Origin of the sequence: Streptomyces sp. NRRL B-24484, assembly GCF_000717715.1 — a bacterium.
GTDB lineage: Bacteria > Actinomycetota > Actinomycetes > Streptomycetales > Streptomycetaceae > Kitasatospora.
In genome coordinates this window covers 113,353-136,498 of sequence record NZ_JOAI01000045.1, presented here as the reverse complement: position 1 = coordinate 136,498, position 23,146 = coordinate 113,353, and the positions used below count along the sequence as shown (strand labels likewise).

The 23,146-nt window shown below is 76.7% G+C and carries 21 protein-coding genes and 1 pseudogene; 10 read left to right on the top strand and 12 right to left on the bottom strand.

Going from position 1 to position 23,146, the window contains the following annotated elements:
• Positions 1–630: 630 nt before the first annotated feature.
• From IE98_RS0132295 to IE98_RS0132270, 6 genes and pseudogenes are all read left to right on the top strand, one after another.
• A complete protein-coding gene (locus IE98_RS0132295; protein WP_052391261.1) occupies positions 631–1,437 on the top strand; it encodes a SigB/SigF/SigG family RNA polymerase sigma factor in 807 nt (268 codons plus the stop codon).
• Positions 1,438–1,532: 95 nt separating this feature from the next.
• Positions 1,533–3,989, top strand: coding sequence for a SpoIIE family protein phosphatase (locus IE98_RS0132290; RefSeq protein WP_159401145.1), 2,457 nt, complete (start codon positions 1,533–1,535; stop codon positions 3,987–3,989).
• A 102-nt stretch (positions 3,990–4,091) separates the two neighbouring features.
• Positions 4,092–4,484: an STAS domain-containing protein gene (locus tag IE98_RS0132285; protein ID WP_030275170.1), complete on the top strand. Its 393-nt coding sequence runs from the start codon at positions 4,092–4,094 to the stop codon at positions 4,482–4,484.
• A complete protein-coding gene (locus IE98_RS0132280; protein WP_030275168.1) occupies positions 4,481–4,912 on the top strand; it encodes an ATP-binding protein in 432 nt (143 codons plus the stop codon). Before IE98_RS0132285 ends, IE98_RS0132280 begins: the two co-directional genes overlap by 4 nt.
• Positions 4,913–5,024: 112 nt before the next feature.
• Positions 5,025–8,941: pseudogene (locus IE98_RS43435) on the top strand (HAMP domain-containing protein).
• Between the two features lie 5 nt (positions 8,942–8,946).
• A complete protein-coding gene (locus tag IE98_RS0132270; RefSeq protein ID WP_052391260.1) occupies positions 8,947–11,232 on the top strand; it encodes a SpoIIE family protein phosphatase in 2,286 nt (761 codons plus the stop codon).
• Positions 11,233–11,272: 40 nt separating this feature from the next.
• Here the strand turns inward: IE98_RS0132270 and IE98_RS0132265 are convergent, their stop codons facing one another.
• On the bottom strand, positions 11,273–12,376 hold the full coding sequence (locus IE98_RS0132265; protein ID WP_234443757.1) for a carboxylate-amine ligase: 1,104 nt from the start codon (positions 12,374–12,376) through the stop codon (positions 11,273–11,275).
• 575 nt (positions 12,377–12,951) lie between these two features.
• Between IE98_RS0132265 and IE98_RS0132260 the strand changes: the two genes are divergently transcribed.
• Together IE98_RS0132260 and IE98_RS43430 are read left to right on the top strand one after the other, a co-directional pair.
• Entirely contained in the window at positions 12,952–13,137 is a 186-nt protein-coding gene (locus tag IE98_RS0132260) for a hypothetical protein (RefSeq protein WP_030275161.1), read from the top strand.
• 121 nt (positions 13,138–13,258) lie between these two features.
• On the top strand, positions 13,259–13,489 hold the full coding sequence (locus IE98_RS43430; protein WP_043175621.1) for a DUF6296 family protein: 231 nt from the start codon (positions 13,259–13,261) through the stop codon (positions 13,487–13,489).
• A gap of 95 nt (positions 13,490–13,584) precedes the next feature.
• On the opposite strand, the gene IE98_RS0132250 is transcribed toward IE98_RS43430, so the two are convergent.
• Both IE98_RS0132250 and IE98_RS0132245 read right to left on the bottom strand, forming a co-directional pair.
• On the bottom strand, positions 13,585–14,151 hold the full coding sequence (locus IE98_RS0132250; RefSeq protein WP_043175619.1) for a type 1 glutamine amidotransferase domain-containing protein: 567 nt from the start codon (positions 14,149–14,151) through the stop codon (positions 13,585–13,587).
• 104 nt (positions 14,152–14,255) lie between these two features.
• Positions 14,256–14,498, bottom strand: coding sequence for a hypothetical protein (locus tag IE98_RS0132245; RefSeq protein ID WP_052391259.1), 243 nt, complete (start codon positions 14,496–14,498; stop codon positions 14,256–14,258).
• Positions 14,499–14,655: 157 nt separating this feature from the next.
• Here IE98_RS0132245 and IE98_RS0132240 point away from each other — a divergent pair, with 157 nt between their 5' ends.
• Positions 14,656–14,880: a hypothetical protein gene (locus tag IE98_RS0132240; RefSeq protein ID WP_030275155.1), complete on the top strand. Its 225-nt coding sequence runs from the start codon at positions 14,656–14,658 to the stop codon at positions 14,878–14,880.
• A gap of 54 nt (positions 14,881–14,934) precedes the next feature.
• On the opposite strand, the gene IE98_RS0132235 is transcribed toward IE98_RS0132240, so the two are convergent.
• Both IE98_RS0132235 and IE98_RS0132230 read right to left on the bottom strand, forming a co-directional pair.
• The gene (locus IE98_RS0132235; protein ID WP_030275153.1) at positions 14,935–15,429 is read right to left on the bottom strand and encodes a DUF6328 family protein; all 495 of its coding nucleotides are present in this window, start codon (positions 15,427–15,429) and stop codon (positions 14,935–14,937) included.
• A gap of 190 nt (positions 15,430–15,619) precedes the next feature.
• A complete protein-coding gene (locus tag IE98_RS0132230; protein ID WP_030275152.1) occupies positions 15,620–16,393 on the bottom strand; it encodes a class I SAM-dependent methyltransferase in 774 nt (257 codons plus the stop codon).
• A 191-nt stretch (positions 16,394–16,584) separates the two neighbouring features.
• On the opposite strand from IE98_RS0132230, the gene IE98_RS0132225 reads away from it, so the two are divergent.
• On the top strand, positions 16,585–17,484 hold the full coding sequence (locus IE98_RS0132225) for a hypothetical protein (protein WP_030275151.1): 900 nt from the start codon (positions 16,585–16,587) through the stop codon (positions 17,482–17,484).
• A gap of 48 nt (positions 17,485–17,532) precedes the next feature.
• Here the strand turns inward: IE98_RS0132225 and IE98_RS0132220 are convergent, their stop codons facing one another.
• The 7 genes from IE98_RS0132220 to IE98_RS0132190 all read right to left on the bottom strand — a co-directional run bounded on the left by IE98_RS0132220 (position 17,533) and on the right by IE98_RS0132190 (position 23,064).
• Positions 17,533–18,264, bottom strand: coding sequence for an endonuclease/exonuclease/phosphatase family protein (locus IE98_RS0132220; protein ID WP_030275149.1), 732 nt, complete (start codon positions 18,262–18,264; stop codon positions 17,533–17,535).
• Positions 18,265–18,367: 103 nt separating this feature from the next.
• Positions 18,368–18,841 (bottom strand): MarR family winged helix-turn-helix transcriptional regulator, encoded by a 474-nt coding sequence (locus IE98_RS0132215; protein WP_030275148.1) that lies wholly within the window; start codon positions 18,839–18,841, stop codon positions 18,368–18,370.
• Positions 18,838–19,251: an EVE domain-containing protein gene (locus IE98_RS0132210; RefSeq protein WP_030275147.1), complete on the bottom strand. Its 414-nt coding sequence runs from the start codon at positions 19,249–19,251 to the stop codon at positions 18,838–18,840. Before IE98_RS0132210 ends, IE98_RS0132215 begins: the two co-directional genes overlap by 4 nt.
• Positions 19,248–19,688 carry an SRPBCC family protein gene (locus IE98_RS0132205; protein WP_030275145.1) on the bottom strand — a complete coding sequence of 147 codons (441 nt, stop codon included), beginning with the start codon at positions 19,686–19,688 and terminating at the stop codon, positions 19,248–19,250. Before IE98_RS0132205 ends, IE98_RS0132210 begins: the two co-directional genes overlap by 4 nt.
• An 82-nt stretch (positions 19,689–19,770) precedes the next feature.
• A complete protein-coding gene (locus tag IE98_RS0132200; RefSeq protein ID WP_030275144.1) occupies positions 19,771–20,913 on the bottom strand; it encodes a flavin-containing monooxygenase in 1,143 nt (380 codons plus the stop codon).
• The gene (locus IE98_RS49630) at positions 20,910–21,233 is read right to left on the bottom strand and encodes a tetratricopeptide repeat protein (RefSeq protein ID WP_159401144.1); all 324 of its coding nucleotides are present in this window, start codon (positions 21,231–21,233) and stop codon (positions 20,910–20,912) included. Before IE98_RS49630 ends, IE98_RS0132200 begins: the two co-directional genes overlap by 4 nt.
• 130 nt (positions 21,234–21,363) lie before the next feature.
• Complete coding sequence (locus tag IE98_RS0132190) at positions 21,364–23,064, bottom strand: helix-turn-helix transcriptional regulator (protein WP_030275141.1); 1,701 nt, start codon at positions 23,062–23,064, stop codon at positions 21,364–21,366.
• Positions 23,065–23,146 lie beyond the last annotated feature (82 nt).

Below are 23,146 nucleotides of genomic sequence, written 5' to 3'. Positions count from 1 at the left end.
GGCCCGGGTCGGGGGCGGGCCGTGGTGGACGGGATCGGGACGGTCATGGCCTGCTCATCGCCTTCCGGGCGCCGAAGTGTTCCGACTGCAGCCCGGTCGTCGTGGCACGGCCCCCGTGCTGCGCCCCGGGCCGGCCGCAGCCTGCCGGGTCCGGGGATCCGCTGCGCGCCTACCCGGGCGGAACCGCCGGACACCGCGGAGCCGCCGACGGCAAGTCCGGGGATTCGCCGGATTTGCGATGGTTGATGCTATTTGAATCCGGTCTGCGGGGGTTGGTTGCCCGCCGAGCGGGTAGATTGACCAGACGGAGGCGTTGGGCCAGGCTGCCCCCCTCCGCGACCCGGTGGTCAACCGCCGCCGGGGTCGTCCGGCGCCTCGTCGTGCCGGGACGCCACCGTCTGAAGCCGTCGGGCGGCAGGGTGTCCCACCCCCCCCGCAGAGCGTCGCGCCGCGCGCGCGTCCTGCGGTCCCCCCGCCCCACGGAGATGACTCCCCGTGTCCGCTGCTGTTGCTTCCCCGACCACCGCTGCCCAGGCGGCGCCCGTCGCTTCGCCGACCCGTGCCGCACCCGCCACCGCCCCGGTGCACCGCGCATCCGAGCCGCGCCCGACCCCGCAGGAGATGCGGGCCATGGGCAAGGCCGAGGCCCGGGCGCTGAGCGACGCGCTCTTCGCGCGCCTCGCAGCCCTCGAACCCGGCACCCACGAGTACAGCTACGTCCGCGGCACCATCGTCGAGCTGAACATGCCGCTGGTCCGCTTCGTGGCCGCGGGCTTCCGCCACCGCGCCGCCGACATGGACGACATCCTGCAGGTCGGCACGGTCGGTCTGATCAAGGCCGTGGACGGCTACGACCACGAACGCGGCGTCGAGTTCGTCACCTACGCGATCCCGACGATCACCGGTGAGGTCAAGCGGTTCTTCCGCGACACCACCTGGCCCGTCCGGGTGCCGCGCAGCCTGCAGGAGCTCTACCTGACCGTGGCGCGCTCCTCCGACCGGATGGAGCAGGACCTCGGCCGGCTGCCCACCCCGCAGGAACTCGCCGACGAGCTCGGCCTCGCCCCCGACCAGGTGGCAGCCGGCCTCACCGCCGGCCGCGCCTACCGGTCGGACTCGCTGGACGCGCTCCGCGAGGACAGCCCCGACGAGCCCGGCAGCTCGCTGCTGGACCGCCTCGGCGCCTGCGACGCGGACCTCGACCTGGTCGACTTCCGCGAGTCCGTCCGCCCGCTGCTGCGGGAGCTGCCGGAACGCGAGCGGACCGTCCTGAAGCTGCGGTTCTGGGGCGGCCACACCCAGTCGGAGATCGCGACCCGGATCGGCGTGTCCCAGATGCACGTCTCGCGCATCCTCACCGCCACGCTCCGCCAGCTGCGCGAGCGCCTGGACGACCCCGGTCCGCAGGACGCCGACCGGCCCGCCACGGCCGGATGACCACCCGTCCGGCCGCCCCGCTCCGGACGGCGGTGCCGGGCGGCCGGGCGGGGCGGCCTGCCACGGAGTCAGGGTCGCGGAGCTACCCTGACTCCGTGGCAGGCCGCGCAGAACAACCGTCCGCGGCGCCGCCCGGCCCGGGACCCGCCACCACCGCGGGGACGGCCGAGCGGTCCGTGCTGCAGGCCACCGTCGACCGGCTGCGGGCCGAGGTCGAGGGCCTGCAGACCGCCATGCGCACCCGCGCCGTCATCGAGCAGGCCAAGGGCATGCTCGCCGAGCGCGAGGGCGGCACGCCCGACCAGGCCTTCGACCGGCTCGTCCGGCTCTCCCAGGACACCAACCGCAAGCTGGTGGAGATCGCCGCCGAGGTGGTCGGCACCGCCGCACCCATCGACAACGGGGCCGCCGGCACCGGCCCGCTGCCCGCCGGTGCCACCGGGCCCGAGGAGCTCCCCGGGCCGACACCCGGCCCCGGCGACCCCGAACCCTCCGCCGAGGGGCTGCCCGCCCGCGGACTCGCCGCCCGCTACCACCTCGCCGCGGCCGCCCTGGCCTCCGGCGGCAGCACCGAGGACCTCGCCCGGCTGCTGCACGACACCGCGCTGGCCCCGCTGGGCGTCACCGCGGCCGTGCTCGCCCTGCTCGAACCCGACGGTGCCCTGCGCCTGGTCGGCAGCCACGGCGTCTCCGCGCACCGGCTCAGCCAGTGGCAGCGCATCCCGCCGATGACCGCCCTGCCGCTGACCGAGGCCGCCCAGTCGGGCACTGCCGTCTGGGTCGCCACCCGCAAGGACTTCGCGGCCCGCTACCCCGACGTGCCCGGCGAGGACCTCGTCCCCGGCCGCACGGTATGCGCCCTGCCGCTGCGCGCCGGCGGCCGGGTGATCGGCGCGATGAAGCTCGGCTGGGCCGAGGAGTACCGCCCCGATCCGGAGGCCGAGCGGTACCTCGCCGCGGTGGCCGCGCTCTGCGCCGCCGAACTGGAGCGGGTCGCCACCGGCACCGCCGGGCCCGGCCGGGCCGCGCCGGTCGCCGAACCGTGGTTCCGGGCCGTGCTGGACGCCCTGCTCGACCCGGTGCTGATCCTCGGCGCCGTCCGCGACCCCGACGGCGGCGTCGCGGACCTGCGGGTCGAGCACGCCAACGCGGCCACCGTCGACCTGGCCGGCCGCACCGCCGAGGCCATGGTCGGACGCCGCCTCACCGAGCTGTACCCGGGCATGGTCGCCTCCGGCACCTTCGGCCGGCTGCTGGAGGTCGCCGCCACCGGCGTCCCCTACGAGGGCGGCGCCGAGCGCTTCGAGGAGGTCGTCGGCGGCGCCGTCCGGGCCTCCGCGATGACCCTGCACGCCACGCCCTTCCTGGACGGCGTCCTGGTCAGCTGGCGCGCCCACGACGAGCGGGACCGCCGGGAGACCCAGCTCGCCCAGGCCCAGCGGCTCGCCCGGCTCGGCACCTGGAGCTGGGAGCCCGGCAGCACCCGGCTCACCTGCTCGCCCGAGGTCCCCCGGCTGCTCGGCCTGCCCGACGACGGCAGCGGCGGGATCGGCCTCGCCCAGGCACTGGCCGCCGTGGTCCCCGGCGACCGGGACGGCGTCCGAGCCGCGGCCGCCGGCCTGCTCGCCGGGGCCGCCGACACCACCCTGGAGTTCCGGGTCGGCCGGGAGACGGAGGTGCGCAGCCTGCGGGTGCTCGCCACCGCCGTCCGCGGCCTCGAACGGCCCGCCGCGGTCGCCGTCCGCGGTGTGGTGCAGGACGTCACCGGCCGCCGCCGCGCCGAGCAGGCCCTCGCCGGCACCCGCACCCGGCTCGCCGAGCAGCGCCGCCGCGCCGACACCGAGCACCGCGCCGTCGTCGCCCTGCAGCGCGCCCTGATGGACGCCCCGGCCGGCCCGCCCGCCCCCGGGCTGCGCACCGCCGCCCGCTACCTGCCCGCCGGCCGGGGCAACAAGGTCGGCGGCGACTGGTGGGACGTCCTCGCGCTGCCCGACGGCACCGTGCTCGTCGTGGTCGGCGACGTCTCCGGCCACGGCCTGCCCGCAGCCGCCGGCATGGCCAACCTGCGGCACGCCCTGCGCGGCCTCGCCTACACCGGCGCACCGCCCGAGGAACTGCTCGCCGGGCTCAACCGGATGCTCTGCCACGAACGCGGCAACTACACCGCCACCGCCGTCTGCGGCCGCCTCGACCCGGCCGCCCGGACCCTCGACTGGGCCCGGGCCGGCCACCTGCCCCCGGTCGTCACCCGCGGCGGCGGCGAGGCCCGGCTGCTGGAGATGCCCGACGGCATGCTCCTCGGCGCGGTGCCCGCCGCCCGCTACCGCCCGGCCCGGCTGCACCTGGACCCCGGCGACACCCTGCTGCTCTACACCGACGGCCTGGTCGAGCGCCGCGGCGGCGACCTCGGCCGCGGCGTGCACCGCCTGGTCGAGGCGCTGCGCGACTACCGCGCCGACGACATCGAGGGCTGCCTCGACCACGTGCTGCGCCGCCTCGGCGCCCCCAACCCGCTCGACGACACCTGCCTGGTGGGCCTGCGCCTGGTCTGACCGGGGCCGCGGACGGCCGTACCGCCGGAGCGCTGCCGGGGACGGCGGCCGGTGCCGACCTATGGTGGAGATGAGCACCCCCTCGTACGGGAGGAGCCGGCGATGGACGCCGACACTGCGGCGCGCGGCGGACCCGCCGGCGCCGACCAGCTGACCGTCTCCGTGGACCGGTCGGCCGGCCGCTGGGTGCTGGCACTGGCGGGCGAACTGGACCACGACAGCGCCGAGCCGTTCCGCGTGGCCCTGGACGGGGCGCTGCGGGACCCGCCCGGCCTGGTGGTGGTGGACTGCTCCGGCCTGACCTTCTGCGACTCCACCGGGCTGAACCTGCTGCTGCGGGCCCGGCTGTCGGCGCAGGCCGAGGGCGGTGAGGTGGTGCTCGCCGCCCCGACCGCGATGGTCCGGCGGATGCTGGAGATCACCGGCGCGGGCGAGATCTTCCAGGTGCTCGACAGCCCCGCCGAGGCGGTGCCCGGACCGGGCGGCGAGGGATGAACGGACGGACCGGGCCGGCCGGCCAGGTGCGGCGGCTGGCCCTGTACGAGTCCCGCGGCGCGGTGCAGCACTGCCGGGAGTTCACCCGCGAGGCGCTGCTCGACTGGGGCTGGCTGCCCGCCGTCGACGGGGAGCGGCTGGCCGTCGCGGAGGACGTGCTGCTCATGGTCAGCGAACTGGTCACCAACGCCTGCCTGCACGCCGGCGGGCCGCGCGAACTCGTCCTGCAGCGCACCGGCGGCGGGCTGCGGGTCGAGGTGTCCGACGACAGCGTGGACCTGCCCGTGCTGCAGACCGACCGGCCGCGGTCCTCGCCGGGCGGGCACGGCCTGCGGGTGGTGGACCGGCTGGCGGTGGCCTGGGGCAGCGTGCCGCGCCCGCCCGGCAAGACCGTCTGGCTGGAGGTCGAAGAGGCCGTGGAGGGCTGAGCGCACCTGCCGGGGCGGCCGCGCCGGCAGGTGGAGCCGGGCCCTCCGGCGGTGGCAGAGTGGACGTGGAGGACACCCGTCCGTACGTGCCGCACCGTGCCGAGGGGCGCTGATGAATCGACCGATCCCGCCCGATCCCCACGGCCCCGACCGGCCCGCGGGGCGCTTCCTTCGGTCCGCCGGGCCGGAGTCCGCGGACGAGCCCGGGGCGCTGCCCGAGGAGGACCTGCGCCGCCTGCTCGCCGGGCTGACGGCCGTCCGCGACGGCGACTTCGGCACCCGGCTGCCGGACGGCGGACCGGGGCTGCTCGGCGAGATCGCCGAGGTGTTCAACGGCATGGCCGGCCAGCTCTCCCGGGTGACCGCCGAGGTGACCAGGGTCGCCCGCGAGGTCGGCAGCGAGGGCCGGCTCGGCGGCCAGGCCGAGGTCGAGGGCGTCTCCGGCACCTGGCGCGAACTCACCGACTCGGTGAACGCCATGGCCGGCAACCTGACCTGGCAGGTGCGCAACATCGCCCAGGTCACCACGGCCGGGACGGAGGGGCGGCTCGGCGGTCAGGCGGACGTGCGGGACGTCTCCGGGACCTGGCGGGACCTCACCGACTCGGTCAACTCGATGGCCGGCAACCTCACCACCCAGGTCCGCTCGATCGCCCAGGTCGCCACGGCCGTGGCGGCGGGACGGAGGGGCGGCTCGGCGGTCAGGCGGACGTGCGGGACGTCTCCGGGACCTGGCGGGACCTCACCGACTCGGTCAACTCGATGGCCGGCAACCTGACCGGGCAGGTCCGGTCGATCGCCCAGGTGACGACCGCGGTGGCCCGCGGCGACCTCGGCCAGAAGATCCGGGTGGACGCGCGCGGCGAGATCCTGGAGCTGAAGGAGACCATCAACACGATGGTCGACCAACTGTCCGCCTTCGCCGGCGAGGTGACCCGGGTCGCGCGCGAGGTCGGCACCGAGGGCAACCTCGGCGGCCAGGCCACCGTCCGAGGAGCCTCCGGCACCTGGAAGGACCTGACGGACAACGTCAACGTGATGGCGTCCAACCTGACCGGGCAGGTCCGCTCGATCGCCCAGGTGGCCACCGCGGTGGCCCGCGGCGACCTCGGCCAGAAGATCACCGTCGAGGCGAAGGGCGAGGTCGCCGCGCTCGCCGACGTGATCAACACCATGGTCGACACGCTCTCCGCCTTCGCCGGCGAGGTCACCCGGGTCGCGCGCGAGGTCGGCACCGAGGGCATCCTCGGCGGCCAGGCCACCGTGCCCAACGTCGCCGGCACCTGGAAGGACCTCACCGACAACGTCAACTTCATGGCGCACAACCTGACCAGCCAGGTCCGCAACATCGCCCAGGTCACCACCGCCGTCGCCCGCGGCGACCTCAACCGCAAGATCGACGTCGACGCGCGCGGCGAGATCCTGGAGCTCAAGACCACCATCAACACCATGGTCGACCAGCTGTCCTCGTTCGCCGCGGAGGTGACCCGGGTGGCCCGCGAGGTCGGCAGCGAGGGGCGGCTCGGCGGCCAGGCCGAGGTCGAGGGCGTCTCCGGCACCTGGAAGCGCCTCACCGAGAACGTCAACGAACTGGCCGGCAACCTCACCCGGCAGGTCCGGGCGATCGCCGAGGTCACCGGCGCCGTCGCCGAGGGGGACCTCACCCGCTCCATCGCCGTCGACGCCTCCGGCGAGGTCGCCGACCTCAAGGACAACATCAACGCCATGGTCGAGTCGCTGCGCGAGACCACCCGGGCCAACCAGGAACAGGACTGGCTGAAGACCAACCTCGCCCGGCTCACCGCCCTCGTCCAGGGCCACCGCGACCTCACCGTCGTCGCCGACCTGATCATGAACGAACTCACCCCGCTGGTCGGCGCCCAGTACGGCACCTTCTACCTCGCCGAGGAGACCGCCGACGGCACCGAACTCGCCCTGGTCAGCAGCTACGGACGGCCCGCCGGCGACCACCCGCCGCGGCTGGGGCTCGGCGAGTCGCTCGTCGGGCAGGCCGCCCTCACCCGGCGCCCGATCGCCGTCACCGACCTCCCCGAGGGCTACGCCGCCATCTCCTCCAGCCTCGGCGCCGCGCCGCCGCGCGCCCTCGTCGTCCTGCCGATCACCGTCGAGGACCACCTGCTCGGCGTCGTCGAGATCGCCTCCCTGCACCGCTTCACCGAGGTGCACCGCGACTTCCTCGGCCGCTTCACCGAGGCCCTCGGCGCCAACCTCAGCATGCTGCTCGCCAACGCCCGCACCGACGAACTCCTGGAGGAGTCCCAGCGGCTCACCGCCGAACTGCGCGCCCGCTCCGAGGAACTCCAGAACGGCCAGCAGGAGTTGCGCGACTCCAACGCCGAACTGGAGGAGAAGGCCGACCTGCTGGCGACGCAGAACCGCGACATCGAGACCAAGAACCTGGAGATCGAGCAGGCCCGCCGCGAACTGGAGGAACGCGCCCGGCAGCTCGCCCGCACCTCCATGTACAAGTCCGAGTTCCTGGCCAACATGAGCCACGAACTGCGCACCCCGCTGAACAGCCTGCTCATCCTCGCCCAACTGCTCGCCCAGAACCCCGGCGGCAACCTGACGGCCAAGCAGGTCGAGTACGCCGAGATCATCCACTCCGCCGGCTCCGACCTGCTGCAGCTGATCAACGACATCCTCGACCTCTCCAAGGTCGAGGCCGGCAAGATGGACATCCACGTCGAACGGTTCCCGCTGCGCGAACTCCTGGAGTACGTCGAGTCGACCTTCCGCCCGCTCGCCGGGCAGAAGCGCCTGCAGTTCACGGTCGTCACCGCACCCGGCCTCCCGGACACCCTGCACACCGACCAGGCACGGCTGCGGCAGATCCTGCGCAACCTGCTCTCCAACGCCGTCAAGTTCACCGACCGCGGCCGGGTCGAGCTGCGGATCGAACCCTCCACCCCGGAGGAGCGCGGCGCCGACGGGGCCGTGCCGCCCGGCAGCCTCGCCTTCCGGGTCACCGACACCGGCATCGGCATCGCCGAGCAGCACCTGGAGTCCATCTTCGGCGCCTTCCAGCAGGCCGACGGCACCACCAGCCGCCGCTACGGCGGCACCGGCCTCGGGCTGTCCATCAGCCGCGAACTCGCGAACCTGCTCGGCGGCACCCTCACCTCCCGCAGCACCCTCGGCGAGGGCAGCTGCTTCACCCTGCACCTGCCCGGCGCCGTGGTCGGCGCCGCGCTGGAGACCGCGCCGCCGCGCCCGGCCCGGCTGCTCGTCGTCGAGACGGACCCGGCCGGCCTGCTCACCGCCCTCACGGCCAGCGCCGCCGCGCACCGCGACCCGCCCACCGAGATCCGCACCGTCCGCGACGCCGACGAGCTCCGCGCCGCGCTCGACCGCGGGCCGTGGCACGCCGCCGTCGTCGACCTCGACCTGTCCGCGGAACGGCTGCGGCCCGTCCTCGACGCCCTGCGCACCGACGGCCCGGTGGTGATCGGCCACTCCGAGCGGTCCCTCGACCCCGACCGGCCCGCCGCGCCGGACGCACCCGAGCTGCCCGCGGCCGCCGCCGGACTGGACGACCTGCGCGCCCGGATCAGGACGGCGACGGCGCTGCCGCGGAGCGCCGCGCCGCCCGCCGACACCCCGGCCCCGCCGGTACCGGTGCACCCCGCCCGGCTGGCCGGCCGCACCGTCCTGATCGTCGACGACGACACCCGGAACGTCTTCGCCGTCACCGGCATGCTCGAACTGCACGGCGCCCGGGTCCTGCACGCCGACAACGGCCGCACCGGCCTGGACGTGCTGCGCGGCCACCCCGAGACCGACCTCGTCCTGATGGACGTGATGATGCCCGAGATGGACGGCGACGCGGCCACCGCGGCGATCCGCAAGGAGGCCGGCCTCTCCGACGTCCCGATCATCGCCCTCACCGCGAAGGCCATGCCCGGGGACCGGGCCCGCAGCCTCGCCGCCGGCGCCAACGACTACATCACCAAGCCCGTCGACACCGAGTACCTGCTCGCCCGCATCCTCCACTGGTTGGACGGCTGACCGCCGTGGACGGGACGGGCCCCGCCGACACCGGGGTGCACCGGGACCGGCTGGCCCGCGCCCTGCGGCGGCTGGAGGTCGAACGCGACGCGCTCCGCGAACTGCTCGCCGTCCGGCCGGTCGTCGACATCGCCACCGGCATGCTCGCCGAACGGCTGCGCTGCCCGCCCGCCGACGCCGCCGCCCAGCTCGACGACCTCGCCGCCGAGGCCGGCCTGCCCGCGGACCGGCTCGCCGCCGAGATCGTCGGCGCCACCGCGGCCGAGGGGCCGAACCTCGGCGTGCGGCCCGCCGCCGGCACCCGCGCGCAGGCCGCGCCGCCCACCGAGGCGGACACCGCGGCCCGCGTCCTGCTCGACCGGACGGCCGACCTGCTCGCCGCCGACACCGCCGTGATCTGGGGTGCCGATCCGGGCGGGGGCCTCACCCTGCTCGGACACGCCGGCCTCACCCCGGAGGACGTCCGCGCCTGGCGCCACGTCCCGCCCGACGTCGACACCCCGGCCCTGCGCGCCGCCCGCAGCGACAGCGGCATGTGGCCCGACGAAGGCCCTGCCGCCACCGGCCTGCCCACCGTAGGCCGGAGAGCCGCCCCGCACCGGCTCGCCCTGCCGATGCGCCGCCGCGGCCGCCTGCTGGGCGCCCTCGAACTCGGCTGGGCCGAGCCGCCGCGCCCGCTGCCCGCCGCCGCGCGCGCCCGGCTGCGCGCCCTCGCCGAGGTCTTCGCCGTCACCGTCGACACCGCACCCCCGGCGGTGCGCCCCGAACCGCCGACCGCCGACACCGCCGCCCTGGAGGCCGTCCTCGACCCGGCGCTGCTGCTCGGCCCGCTCGACGGCCGCGACGGCCGGGTCGAGGACTTCCGGATCCTGCGCACCAACCACCGCTTCCGGGACCCGGCCGGCCGTCCCCGGCACCGCATCGAGGGCAGCACCCTGCTGGAGTCCTACCCACTCGCCAGCTCCCACGGCCTGCTCGACCGGCTGCGGGCCGTGCTCGCCACCGGCGAACCCGTCCGCGAACGGTTCGTCCTCACCTTCCTGACCGACGACCTGTCCCGGCTGCCGGTCGTCGCCCGGATCGGCGCCGCCCGCACCGACGGCCACCTCCTGGTCACCTGGCAGGTCGAGGACGCCGACGCCCGGCTCGTCGGCCTCGTCCACTCCGCCCAGCGGCTGGCCCGGGTCGGCGGCTTCGAGGAGGACCTCGTCACCGGGGACGTCCTGTGGAACGAGCGGATGTTCGCCCTGCACGGGCTGCCGCCGGACGCCACCCCCGTACCGCTCGCCGCGCTCGCCGCGCACGTCCACCCCGACGACCGGCGGGTCGTCGAGCGGCTCGCCAACGGCGTCCTGCAGGAGGGCAGGGCCGCCTCGGCGGTCTTCCGGCTGCTGCCGCCCGGTCGGCCCGCCCGCTACGCCCGGATCGTCGCCGAACCCGTCACCGACCCCGCCGGCCGGGTGGTGCTCGTCCGCGGCGCCGGCCAGGACGTCTCCGACCAGCACCGCACCGAGGTCGCCCTCGCCGCCACCCGCGAACGCCTCGCCGACAGCGAACTGGAGGCCGCGCAGCGGCACCGCCTCACGCTGCGCCTCCAGGAGGCGATCCTGCCGCCCGAGCCGCCGCCGCTGGACAGCGCCCGGCTGCACGCCGCCGTCCGCTACCGGCCCGCCGTCGAACGCGAACGGGTCGGCGGCGACTGGTACGACATCCTGCCGCTGCCCGACGGCGGCGTCCTGCTCTCCGTCGGCGACCTCGCCGGGCACGGCGTGGGGGCGGCCACCGGGATGGTCGCGCTGCGCAACGCGCTGCGCGGGCTCGCCGTCACCGGCGCAGGACCGGCCCGGCTGCTGGAGTGGCTCAACCTGACCGCCCTCGCCCTGCCCGACCCGGCCACCGCCACCGCGGTCTGCGCCCGCTTCGACCCGCGCACCCGCATTCTGCACTGGGCCCGCGCCGGGCACCCGCCGCCCGTCCTGCTGAGGGCCGGCAGGCCGCGGGTGCTGCCGCTGCCCCGCGGCCTGCTGCTGGGCGCGGCCCCGGACGCCGTGTACGAGGAACTGGCACTGCCGATGGAGCCCGACGACGTGCTGCTGCTGTACACCGACGGGCTGGTCGAGCGGCGCGGCACCGCCGACGAGGAGTCGCTGCGTCAGCTCCTCGTGGCGGCCGGTGCGCCCGGCCCCGACCTCGGCGGCTGGCTCGACACGCTGCTGGAGCACAGCCGGTCGGACACCGACGACGACACCTGCCTGATCGCCGTCCGCGCCGACCCGGAGGCGGCGGCCTGAGAGCCCGGGTCGGCGCGGACGGCGGTCGGGCTGCTGTGCGTCAGGCCCCGGCGGTCAGCGCGGCCAGTTCGTCGACCACGTCGCGGTACCGGCCGCGCCGGGCGAAGGCGGCCCGCTGCCGGTCGGCCCCCGTCCCGGCCGTGCACAGGCCGGCCAGCAGCTGGCGGACGGTGCCGAAGTCCCCGGCGGCCTCCAGCCCGGGCCGGGCGCGCTCGACCAGCAGGTCCACCAGATGCCGCATCGGGGCGATCCGGCCGGTCACCGGGTCCGGCCCGTTGCCGTCGATGCCGGACAGTGCGGCCGACCAGTGCGCGGCGTCGATCATCGCGGTGGTGTCGGCGCCCGCCCCGCCGGCGCCGGCCGGCCCGAGGTCCTCGGGCAGCTCGGCCAGCATCGTGGTGGCGAGGCCGCGGACCAGGGCCGCGATCAGGACGGTGGTGTCCACGTCCGCACTGGTGTCGGCGACCCTCACCTCCAGGGTGGGGACGTGCTCGGACGGCCGGGAGTACCAGTAGATCATCGCGGGGTCGAGGATCACCCTTGCGTCGATCAGCCCGCCGACCGTCGCCCGGTACCCGGGCTCGTCCAGCCGGGGCGCCGGGCCGACCGTCGGCCAGCGCCGGTAGAAGGCGTGCCGCCAGCTCGCGTAGCCGGTGTCCCGGCCGGCGCTGAACGGCGAGTTCACCGCCAGCGCCTGGACGATCGGCAGCCACGGCCGCATCCGGTCGTTCAGCGCCAGGGCCCGGGCCCGGCACGGCACCCCGACGTGCACGTGGCAGCCGCAGACCAGGCCCTCCGGGCTGGTCGCCACCGCGCCGACGTGCTCGCTGATCCGGCGGTACCGGGCCGAGTCGGTGATGGACGGCGGATGCCCGTCCGTGATCACCGGCATCGCGGTGCCGACCGGCAGGCAGTCCGCGTCCGCGGCGGCCTCGCCCAGCACCGCCCGCAGGTGCACCAGATCGGCGCGCAACTCCGGGAGGCTCCGTGCGGGGCGGGTGCACACCTCGGCCTGCGAGGTGAAGAACTCGGTCTGGACCCGCTCGCCCAGCACGTCCGAGGCCTCCTTGACGACGCCGGGGGCGCGGCCGACGGGCAGCCGGGAGTGCCGGTCGACGAGCAGGAACTCCTCCTCGACCCCCACCGTCGGCACCTCCGGCCCCCGGGGGAGGCGTGCCCCGGCCGTCACCGGACCGGGCCTCTCGCCCGGGCGGCCGGACCGCCCGCCGGGGCCGGCTCCGGGGCCGGCGGCACCGGGGCCGGGCCCGGGGGCACCGGCCCGGGCGCCGGAGGCACCGGCGGCACGGGGACGGGCGGGGGAGGGCCGGGCGGTGCCGGGTCGGGCACCGGTCCGACGTCCGGTCCCGGAGGAACGGGGACGGTCATGGCGTCCTCCTTGTCAGGGGGCGGAGCACCGGTCGTCACGCGGGCGGAGTTCCGGCCGCACGGCGGCCGGGCGCCCCGTCCATGGTCCGACGACTCGCGCCGCGGCGCAGCCGACCGGGCCGCACGGCCCGGGGTCGTCGATCTCTCCCCCCGTTCCGGCGGGTACCCCTTGCCGTCCGGCCCAATCCCCGCCGTTTCCCCGCCGTCGCGGACGACGCGGCACCGGGATTGGCGGCGCCCGGGCAGGGCAGGCGCGTCGTGACGGGTGACCCGGCCGGACGCTCCGGCCGGGCCCGACGACCCGCGGAGGACCAGCACCGAGGAGGACCGGCCATGAGCAACGGGCCGTCGAGCGCCCAGCCCGCACGCACCGGGCACGAGCACCCCGAGGACGTCCGGCCGCCCGCCGACCGGCCGGGCCCCCGGATGACCGGGGAGGGCGGCCCGCCCCCGCCCGACGACCAGGAGCCGGAGGAGGAGGCCGAGCGGCCGGCCGGCCCGGCCGACGGCGAGGACTGACCCCGACGCCCCGACGCCCCGACGGCGGCACGGCCGTGCCGCTCGGGGCGCCGGGTCGGGCCGCGAGGTTTCGCGGGGAGGGCGGCGGCCCATACGCAGGGCACCCCCCAGGAGGTGCGCCATGGCCCCCACCGAGCGCTACGCCGTCACCCTGCCCACCGCCCCCGGCACCCACGCTCCGCCCCAGGTGGTGATCGTCACCCCGACCGGCGGCTTCGGACCCGACGGGAGGCCGGTCTACGCCGACGAGTCCGGGACGCTGCTCGTCCAGGTGACGGCTGCCGGCGTGGCCGTCCCGCTGGCGGGCGGGCCCGGCCCGCACCCGTGTCTGCACGCGGTTCCCCTGCCCTGATCGTTCCCCTGCCCTGATCGGAGCCTTGGCCCGGGCCCCGAAAGACGTGGCCGCCCCGCACCGGAGATCCGGTGCGGGGCGGCCGTTCCGGGGCGTCAGGTGTGCGCCGGGGTGCGGGCGAACTCCTCGACCAGCGTCCGGTCGAAGGCCGGCAGGTCGTCGGGCCTGCGGCTGGAGACCAGGGTGTTGGGGCCGTCGTGGCAGACCGCGACCTCGCGGTCCACCCAGTGGGCGCCGGCGTTCCGCAGGTCGGTGCGCAGGCTGGGCCACGAGGTGAGGGTCCGGCCGCGGACGGCGTCCGCCTCGATCAGCGTCCACGGCCCGTGGCAGATCACCGCGACCGGCTTGCGCAGGTCGAAGAAGCCGCGGACGAAGCCGACCGCCCGCGGGTCCATCCGCAGGAAGTCCGGGTTGGCGACGCCGCCGGGCAGCACCAGGGCGTCGAAGTCCGCCGCCGAGACGTCCGCGACCACCGCGTCCACCCGGAAGGTGTCGCCCGGGTCCAGGTGCTCGAAGGCGCGGACCGTCCCGGGCTTGGTGGACACCAGCCGTGGCGTGCCGCCGGCGCGTTCCACCGCCTCCCACGGCGAGGTCAGCTCGACCTGCTCGGCGCCCTTCGGCGCCACCAGGAACGCCACCGTCCTGTCCTGCAGACCGGTCATGTCGGCCACCTTCCTCCGTGCTCGGGTCCGGCCGTACCCCGAACGTCTCACCGGGCAGCCCCCCGTGAAACCGCGACCCGGGGGCCGGCGCCCACGGCGGGGACTCAGCGGCGCCGGCGGCGCCGGGGCCCGCGCCCGCGGCAGCGGGTGAACACCAGCAGATCGGCCGCGGCCAGGACGGCCAGCGCACCGAAGGCCAGCGCGAGGGCGGCCGGGACGGCGCGGGCGGCCGGAGCGCCGTCCCCGGCGGCCACCGCCCAGAACGCGAACAGGGCGGTCAGCAGGGCCAGCAGCGGTGCACCGACCCGGGACATCGGCTGCCGGGGCCCGCCGGTCGTGGACAGCACGGCCGATCACCTCCACCGGGGCCCGGCCGCGGCCGACCGGCCCCCGTGACCTGCGCCTGCCCGTCCCGGCCCGCCCCACACGCCCGGGGAGCCCCGGCGGCGGTTTGGTGGCCGGAAGGCCCGGGCAGGCGCACAGTGACGAGGGAAGGAGGCCGCCATGACCGTCAATCCCGGCCCGCCCGAACTGCGCCCGCACGACCCGCCCGCCGGCCGCACCGTTCCGGTGAACCCCGGCCCGCCGCCCGAGACGCTGCGCGAGCCGCACGAGCGGCACGAACGCCGTCCGCGGCACCACCGGCACTGGCCGCACCGCCACGACCCGTTCGACCGGCACCACCAGGACGGCCGCGACACCGCACAGCCGCCGGAACAGGACGTCTGACCGGCCCGCCCCGCCGACGACCGCCGGTCCGGCCCTGTCCGCGCCGGGTTCCGCTCAGCGCCGCCGCGGGCCGGACCGGCGCAGCAGCGCGACCGGCAGGACGACCCAGCAGACCGCGAACCACGCCAGCACGGCGCCCGCGATCACCCAGGCCCCCCAGGTGAGGCCGGCCACCTTGAGCAGCAGCAGCAGGGCCGCGCCGACGTTCAGACCGAGCAGGATCACGCCGAGCGAGACGATCCGGGCCGCGGCCGCGACCATCCGCGGCTTGACGTGCCGCCCGGCCAGCAGCCGGTGGTACGAGACCGGCGCCATCAGCGTTCCGGTGGCGACCGCGCCCAGGGTGACCACGCCGATGTAGAGGGCGCGGTCGAAGCCGTGCAGCGTGGTGAAGCGCGGGGTGAACACCACCGTCAGCAGGAAGCCGAACATGATCTGCGCGCCGGTCTGTGCGACCCGCACCTCCTGGAGCAGGTCCGTCCAGAGCCGGTCGGCCCGCTCCTCCGGGGTCTCGTCGCGGCCGTCCGCGGGTGGCTGCTGCTCTGCCATGCTCCCCATCCTCGGTGCGGCGGCCGCCGGCTGCCGCCGGATCCGGCCGCCCGCCCGGAAGGCCCGCTCGGGAACGCCAGGGCGGGTCCGGACGTGGGCGGGCGGCCCGCGGGTCAGGAGCGCGGGCCCGCCCTGCCGGGCGTCTGGCCCGATCCGCGGCCGGCAAACCCCGCGGGCCGGACGGACCCGCTCACGGGGCGACCGCGGTCAGCACCGGCTGGAAGAACCCGCTCGCCGCCGGCTCCGCCCAGGCCGGCCGGACGAAGCCCGCGTCGAGCACCAGCCCGGTCAGCTGCTCCCGGGTGAGCGCCCAGTACGCGGCGCGCCGGACCTCGGTGCGGACGCCGTCCGGGCCGCTGCGCTCCTGCACCATGTCCAGGTCGTAGTGCTCGCCGTCCTCGTGCCAGTGCCACCGCTGGAAGGTCGTGGTGCGGACGCCGTCCGCCTCGACCACCTGCGGCGGCGTCCCGGTGGGCCGGGTGCGGCGCAGTTCGTCGTACGGGCGGGTGCTGACGAGCAGCAGGCCGCCCGGGCGGAGCACCCGCCGCATCGCGTCCAGCGCGGCGCGGACGTCCCCGGCGGTCAGCAGGTGGGGGAGCGAGTTGTCCGCGCACACGACGGCGTCGAACCGGCCCCGCACGAAGGGCAGCCGGCGCATGTCGGCCGCCACGGTGGGCAGCACCGTGCCGCGGGCCGCCGCCTCCCGCGCCGCCCGGGCCGCCGCGACGGCGCTCAGGTCGGACCCGACCACCCGATGGCCGTGCAGGGCCAGCCCGATCGCCTGGGTGCCGATGCCGCAGGAGCAGTCGAGCACGTCCGCCGGGCCGGGCCGGAGGCGTTCGGCGAGCAGCGCGTCCAGGGCGGTGCCCTGCAGCCGGATGCCCGCCTCCCAGTCGGCGTAGACCAGGTGGTAGCCGGCGGCGAGCCCGTCGTAGAAGCCCGCCACCCCGTCCTGCGGTGCCATGCGCCCTCCCGTGGCCGGCCGTCCGGACGACTGCCCGGACGGTCGGTCGCATTCTCGCGCACGCCGGCGCCGCACCCCGTCCCCGGCGGTGAAGCGCCGTCACGTCGGCCCGCTGCGGTGCACCGCGCCGGCTGTCGGTGCCCCCACCTAGGGTCGTGCCCGCACTGAACCGCCTCACGACGGAGACGACGATGGCCCGCACGACACCGCCCCGGCCCGTGGACATGGAGGAGCTCTTCCCCGAGCTGGCCCCGCTGCGCCGTACCGCGATCCGGCTCCACCCCCGCGCCGGGTCGCCGTCCGCGGAGGAGAGTTCGGTCGGCGGGCCGCTGTTGTGGCCGGCCGACGAGCCGTGGCCGGTCTGCCCGAGCACCAGTCATCCGGCGACGTGGGACGCGCCCGCGACCGACGGGCCGGTGCCGATGGTCGCCGTCGTCCAGATCCACCGCCGGGACGTCCCGGAGCTCGCCTTCCCGGAGGGGTGCGACCTGCTCCAGGTGCTCTGGTGCCCGTTCCTCGTCGACGGCTGCAGCACGGCCACCCCGCGGGTGCACTGGCGCAGCGCCGGATCGGTCGTCCGGCCGCTCCCGGCCGCCCCGCCGACCGTCGGCACCGCACCGACCGACAGCATCCCGGACCCGTGCGTGCTGCACCCCGAGGTGGTGGCCGACTACCCGAGCAGGGACATGCCGGACGAGGTGGCCGCGGCGCTCCGCGAGCGGATGGACGAGCTGGAGGCGCGGACCGGGCTGATCCACTTCTACCACCTGGCCGAGGCGCCGGGCATCAAGCTCGGCGGCTACCCGAGCTGGACCCAGGATCCGTGCTGGCCCACCTGCGCGGACTGCGGGGTGACGATGGATCACCTGCTGACGGTGAGCAGCTGGGAGTACGACGGCGAGTCGTGGCGGACCTGGCTCCCCGTCGAGGACCGCGACGAGGAGACCGGACGGGAGAAGAAGGGCGCCACGGGCAAGGAGACGGCGCACAACCCGGCCGACCTGATGATCGGCGATGCGGGCGGGGTCTACGTCTTCCAGTGCCTCACCTGCCCCGGCCGCCCGGTCGACCACCACTGGGACTGCTCCTGAGACGCACTGCCGCCCGTGGCGGGCCCTGCCGGTGACGTGCCGTCGGCGTCAGCCGGCGGAGCCGGGGACGACCTCGGCGCGGACGGGGTTGTGGTCGGAGAGGCCGGCGACGTCCTCGACCACGGCGGCGCGGCTGCCGAGGCCGTGCACCACCACGTGGTCGATCCACTGGGACTTCTCCGCGGCGGTCTCGCGCGGCCTGGTGGGAGGCGCTCCGGGCGGGAGCTCGGCGACCGCGAAGCCCGGGCCGAGTTCGGCGGCCACCGTCGTCCGGTCCGCGTTGAAGTCGCCCAGCAGGACGGCCGGGCCGTCCGCGGTGGCGGCCACCACCTCGGCCAGCCGGGCGAGTTGGCCGGGGCGGCGCCCGCCGGTGCTGACGTGGGTGGCGACGACCAGCAGGCCCGCCGTGCGGACGGCGAGCAGGCCCTTGCCCGGGTCCTCGGCGAAGGCCTCCGCGGCGACCACCTCGCCCGGCCCGTCGGCCAGCAGCACCAGGTGCTCGCTGCGGTCGCCGAGCAGGGTGGGGATGCGCCGGGGCGTCGGGATCCGCGGGTAGTCGAGCGTGTGGACGCTCCGGCCCGCCGGCAACGCCGCCCGGATCGCGGCCAGTTGGTCGCCGCTCACCTCCTGCAGCGCCACCACCTGCTCCGTGAGCGCGGCGATCCGGGCGGCCACGGCGGCGATCCGCGGCGACTCCTCGGGCCACTGGTCGAGGACGTCGCTGCTCCAGTTCTCCGCGTGGACGCGGTGCAGGACGTTCCAGGTGGCGACGGTGACCATGCCCCGATGGTACGGGCCGGCCCCGGCGCCCCGGCCGCAGGGCCCCGCCTGACGGCACCTCCACTGCTCCGCCGCCCGCCGGAGTCGGCCTGCCGCCGCGGGGTCAGCCCGCGTCGGGGGCCGCGGCCGTGCGGAGGGTCCGCAGGGCCGCGGTGAAAGCGGGGGCGGCCGCGCCGAGCGGGGCGAAGAAGGCGTGGTCGCAGGCCTCGACGGCGGCGACGGCGCGGTCGGCGAGGGCGCGGCCCTCGTCGGTGGGGGCGAGGGCGCGGGCGCGCCGGTCGTGCGGGTGGGGCAGCCGGTGGACCAGGCCGCGGGACTCCAGGGCGCGGAGCACCTGGGAGGTCATCATCGGATCGGTGGCGGCATGGTCGGCGAGCTGCTTCTGGGTGACCGGGCCGTCCGCCTGCAGCCAGCTGAGCGAGGCCAGCAGGACGAACTGGACGTGGGTCAGCCCGTACGGCTTGAGGGCCGCGCGCTGGGCGGCCTGCCAGCGGTTGGTGACCTGCCAGAGCAGCAGGCCCGGGCTCTCGTCGGCCTCGGTGAAGCCGCTGGCCAGCCGCGGCGGGTCGTCGGTCATGCGGTGACCATAGCGGCCCGGACGAGGCCGAGGTCGCGGGCGGTCAGCTCGACCAGCCCGCGGCGCAGCCGGTACCCCCAGTCGGGGGCGGAGGTCAGGTCGAGCGTGCCGTCGAACCGGGCGAGCGGCGCCTCGGCGGCGCCGGGCAGGTAGTCGACCCGGCGCCGCCAGGGCTTGAAGTCGCCCTCGTCGGCCTGCCACACCTCCTCGTCGGCGACCGTGCCGATGGCGGTGAAGGCGCGCAGCGGGCGGCCGCCGGCAAGGCTCGTCCGGGGCGAGTAGTAGACCAGCCAGTCGCCGGCCGCCAGGCGGGCGACCGCGTCCCGGCGGCCGTGGTTGAGCTGGGCGATGCCCAGCCCGGTGCCGCGCAGGACGTGGTCGCGGCAGACGACGCCGAGCCAGGCCCTCATGCGGCGGTCACCGCGCTGTCGGCCTCGGCGGTGGCGGCGAGCCGGTCGAGGTCCTGCTGCAGGCCCGCCCGGATGTCCTTGCCGAGGATCGCGTTCCAGAGGGCGGCGAGCGGGCCGTCGAGGGTGACCTCGACGTTGACCAGGGTGCCGTCCTGCTCGGTGCGCTCGACCAGGTGACGGAAGGTCAGCCGGGCGCCGAGCAGCCGGGAGACGTCGGTGAACTCCCGCCCGGGGACGAGCTTCGCGACGGTGAACGGCACCTTGGGGCCGCCCTTCGGCTTGAGCACGCCGGTGGCGCCCTCGACGAACGGGCCGTCCAGGCGGACCCAGGCGGTGTCGGTGTTCCACTCCGGCCAGGTGGCCATGTCGGCCCAGCGGGCGAAGAAGGCGGACGGGTGGGCGGTGGAGACGGTCTGTGCCGTGGCGAGCTTCCTCATGAGAAATACTATGCGCGCTTAGTATCTCCCGCGTCAAGTCCCTTCCGGCCGTCCACCGCACCGCGCCCGCCCCGCGGGGCCGTCAGACGGCGGCCGGGGTGCGCTCCCGGCGGTCCGCCCGGTGCAGCCGGCGTTCGCGGGCGGCGATGTGCTTCGCCACGACCGCGGCGTCCCTGCCGGCACCGCCGATCAGCATCGAACTGAAGGCCCGCTGGAAGGCGAGCCCGCAGAAGTACAGGCCGGGTGCGTCCTCGGCCACGCCGCGGTGCTCCCGCGGCCAGCCGTCGGGGCCGGTCACCGGCGGGTCGATCCAGCCGAAGTCCTGCCGGAAACCGGTGCACCAGACGACGGAGGCCGCCTCGACCACCCGGCCGCCGTCGAGCAGCGGCATGCCGTCCCGCACCCCCGTCATCCGCTCCGGCACCCGCTCCACCCCGGCCCGCGCCAGGTCCGCGGCCTTCACCCGCAGCAGCGGCCCGCCGTGCGTGCGGACCTCCCCGCGCATCCGCCGGCCCAGCGGCGTGGCGGTGGTGAGCACCCGGTCGGCGAGCTGCCACAGCACCGGGAACGCCAGCCGGGTCGAGCGGGCCTCCAGGGTGAGCGGGATCTGCCCGGTGTCCCGCCCGCACAGCACCGTCCGGTGCCGCCCGGCCACCTCGTACGCCACGTCCGCGCCCGAGTGCGAGGCGCCGACCACCAGCACCGGGCCGTCGGGCAGCTGCCGTTCGTTGCGGTACTCGCAGGAGTGCAGCTGGACGATCCGCGGGTCGAGCCGCGCCGCGAACGGCGGGACGTACGGCCCGCGGCCGAAGGTGCCGGTGGCGACCACGGCGTTCTCGGCGAGCAGCCGGCCCCGGTCGGTCCCGACCGTCCAGCCGCCGCTGCCGTTCCGGTCGCCGGTGTCCGCGCGGACGAGCCGGGTGACCCGGACGCCGGTGCGCACCGGCAGGCCGAACCGTTCCGCGTACGCCTCCAGGTAGTCCGCCACCTCGTCCTTGCCGGGGAAGGACCAGCCGGGCGCGGGGAAGCGCATCCCGGGCAGCCCGTCGTAGCGGGCCGGGCTGTAGAGCCGCAGCGAGTCCCAGTGCGAGCGCCAGCCGTCGCCGATCCGCCCGCTGCCGTCCACGATCACGAACTCCCGCCCGCGCCGCGCCAGTTCCCTGCCGACGGCGAGACCGGCCTGCCCGGCGCCGACGACCACCGTCTCGTACCGCTCCCCGTTCATGACTCCTCCTCCGTTCCGTCCGGCGGCCGCGCGAGCAGCGCCAGCACCCGGTTCAGCAGGGCCTCGGCCTCGGTCAGCCGGCCCCGGGCGGCGCAGACCGCGCCGAGCGCCCGCAGCGGCACCGCCAGCCGCGGATCGTCCGGCCCGTACGCCGCCGTGCAGCAGCGGACGGCACGGCGCAGCGCCCGCTCGGCGGCCGCGTGCTCGCCGCGTTCGGTCAGCGCCGTCCCGAGGGCCGTCGCCGCCCGGCCGGCCCGGGCGAGCACGTCGGCAGGTGCCTGCGCCCGTGTTCGCGCCTGTACGTGTGCCTGGGGTGTCACGGTCGTCGCCGCCCTCCGTGGCCGTTCGCCGTACTCCGACGCTAGGACGCGCAGGCGGGGCGGCACATCGGCAGAACCATGTGGTCCGCGCGGACGCCGACGGGCAGATCTGCGCAGCCGGCCGGGGCCGTCAGCGGCCCGGGGGACGCGCCCCGGCGAGGCCGTGCTCGAAGGCGTACGCGGCGGCGGCCGTCCGGGAGCCGGCGTCCAGCTTGCCGAGGATGTTGCTGATGTGCCGGGCCACCGTCCGCTCACTGAGGTGGAGCTCCCGGGCGATCGCGTGGTTGGTGCCGCCGCCGGCGACCAGCCGCAGCACCTCCACCTCGCGCGGGGTCAGCCCGGCGGGCGCCTCCGCCGGGCCGGCGTCCGGCGGCCCCTCGACGCCCGCGGCGGCCGCCGCACGGGCCAGCGCCAGGTCCGGCCCGGCGCCCAGGCGGACGAACCCGGCCACCGCCGCGTCCAGTTCCACCGCCGCGGTGTCCTCGTCGCCGAGCGCCCGGCAGGCCCGCGCCACCAGGACCCGCGACCGCGCCGTCTCGTACGGCACGTCCAGGTCCCGCCACAGCCGCCAGGCCCGGCGGGCCTCGGTCAGCGCCTCCACCGGTGCCCCGCCCTGCGCCGGGCCGGCGAGCAGCAGCGCCGCCCGGGCCTGTGCGGCCTGCGCGTCCAGGGCGGGGCGGCGGAAGGCCGCCGCGATGCCGGCGAGCTCCTCGGCGGCGGCCCCGGCCTCGGCCGTCCCGCCGGTCGCGAGGGCGATCTCCACCAGGGCCGGCAGCAGCCGGGCCCGGGCGAGCCGGTCCGGGGCCTCCGCGAGGGCCCGCCGCACACCGCCCGCCGCCGCCTCCGGACTGCCCCCGGCCAGCCGCAGCAGTGCCAGCCCCGGCTGGGCGTCGCAGCCGTACCGCCCGCTCCGCCGGTACGCCTCCTCGGCCCGCGCCCGCTCCCCGCGCAGCCGGTGGATCTCGCCGAGCTGGTAGAAGGCGCCGCCGGCGAGGAACTCCCCGAACCCGCGGGTCAGCCGCTCGCAGGCGCTGCGCGCCTGGACGGCCGCACTCGGCCAGTCGCCCACCAGCCGCAGCAGCTCCGAGCGGTGCACCAGACAGATCCCCGAGTACCCGCCGTCGAACTGCGGCAGCGAGTCCACCCAGGCGTCCAGGGCGACCGTCCACTCCCGGGCGCGGCGCAGCTCCTGCAGGTCCTGGCAGACCGCGATCACCAGGCAGTAGACCCAGCCGGTCACCCGCGGCCCGGTCTCCCCGGCGGTCACCGCCACCATCGCCTCGTCCAGCAGCGCCAGACCCTCGTCCACCTGCTCCTGGCCGATCCGTGCCGCCCCCTGGAACTGGGCCGCCAGCACCGCCAGGTCCCGGTCGCCGAACCGGGCCGCCAGCTCCATGGCCCGGCCCGCCGTCCCGAACGCGGCCTCGTGCTCGCCCTGCTGCAGCAGCCGCTCCGCCTCCCGCACCAGCAGGTACCCGTGCTCGGCGCAGGGCGGGTCCGACCCGGCGAGCCGCCCGGCCCGCGCCAGCCAGCCGCCCGCGTGCGCGAACTCGCCCCGCATCGCCAGCACCTCCGCCAGCCAGAACGCACAGCGCAGCGCACCGCGGACGTCCGCGGACCCCTCACGTGCCAGGTACGCCCGCTGCAGGACGGCAGACGCCTCCTCGCCCCGGCCGAGCAGCTGCGCCGCCTCGCCCCAGTCCTCCAGGTCCGCGACGCCGAGCCCGCCCGGCTCGTCGCCGTCCGCGGCGGCGTACAGCCCGCAGGCGTCCCGCCAGGCGTGCCCGCGGTGCGAGCGCCTGGCCTCGGCCAGTACCGCGGCCGCGTCCATGCCTGCCTCCGGCCCCCACTGGGCCCCGACCACCATTGAACCGCCGCCCGCCCCGGCTGTCAGCCGCCGTCGACCGGGGCGG

Coding starts and splice junctions, on each gene's coding strand:
- IE98_RS43430 (WP_043175621.1), top strand. CDS start 13,259: ATGGCCCCCACCGAGCGCTACGCCGTCACCCTGCCCACCGCCCCCGGC.
- IE98_RS0132210 (WP_030275147.1), bottom strand. CDS start 19,251: ATGAGGGCCTGGCTCGGCGTCGTCTGCCGCGACCACGTCCTGCGCGGC.
- IE98_RS0132295 (WP_052391261.1), top strand. CDS start 631: ATGGGCAAGGCCGAGGCCCGGGCGCTGAGCGACGCGCTCTTCGCGCGC.
- IE98_RS0132240 (WP_030275155.1), top strand. CDS start 14,656: ATGACCGTCAATCCCGGCCCGCCCGAACTGCGCCCGCACGACCCGCCC.
- IE98_RS0132260 (WP_030275161.1), top strand. CDS start 12,952: ATGAGCAACGGGCCGTCGAGCGCCCAGCCCGCACGCACCGGGCACGAG.
- IE98_RS0132280 (WP_030275168.1), top strand. CDS start 4,481: ATGAACGGACGGACCGGGCCGGCCGGCCAGGTGCGGCGGCTGGCCCTG.
- IE98_RS0132225 (WP_030275151.1), top strand. CDS start 16,585: ATGGCCCGCACGACACCGCCCCGGCCCGTGGACATGGAGGAGCTCTTC.
- IE98_RS0132190 (WP_030275141.1), bottom strand. CDS start 23,064: ATGGACGCGGCCGCGGTACTGGCCGAGGCCAGGCGCTCGCACCGCGGG.
- IE98_RS0132235 (WP_030275153.1), bottom strand. CDS start 15,429: ATGGCAGAGCAGCAGCCACCCGCGGACGGCCGCGACGAGACCCCGGAG.
- IE98_RS0132215 (WP_030275148.1), bottom strand. CDS start 18,841: ATGACCGACGACCCGCCGCGGCTGGCCAGCGGCTTCACCGAGGCCGAC.
- IE98_RS0132250 (WP_043175619.1), bottom strand. CDS start 14,151: ATGACCGGTCTGCAGGACAGGACGGTGGCGTTCCTGGTGGCGCCGAAG.
- IE98_RS0132205 (WP_030275145.1), bottom strand. CDS start 19,688: ATGAGGAAGCTCGCCACGGCACAGACCGTCTCCACCGCCCACCCGTCC.
- IE98_RS0132200 (WP_030275144.1), bottom strand. CDS start 20,913: ATGAACGGGGAGCGGTACGAGACGGTGGTCGTCGGCGCCGGGCAGGCC.
- IE98_RS0132230 (WP_030275152.1), bottom strand. CDS start 16,393: ATGGCACCGCAGGACGGGGTGGCGGGCTTCTACGACGGGCTCGCCGCC.
- IE98_RS0132285 (WP_030275170.1), top strand. CDS start 4,092: ATGGACGCCGACACTGCGGCGCGCGGCGGACCCGCCGGCGCCGACCAG.
- IE98_RS0132220 (WP_030275149.1), bottom strand. CDS start 18,264: ATGGTCACCGTCGCCACCTGGAACGTCCTGCACCGCGTCCACGCGGAG.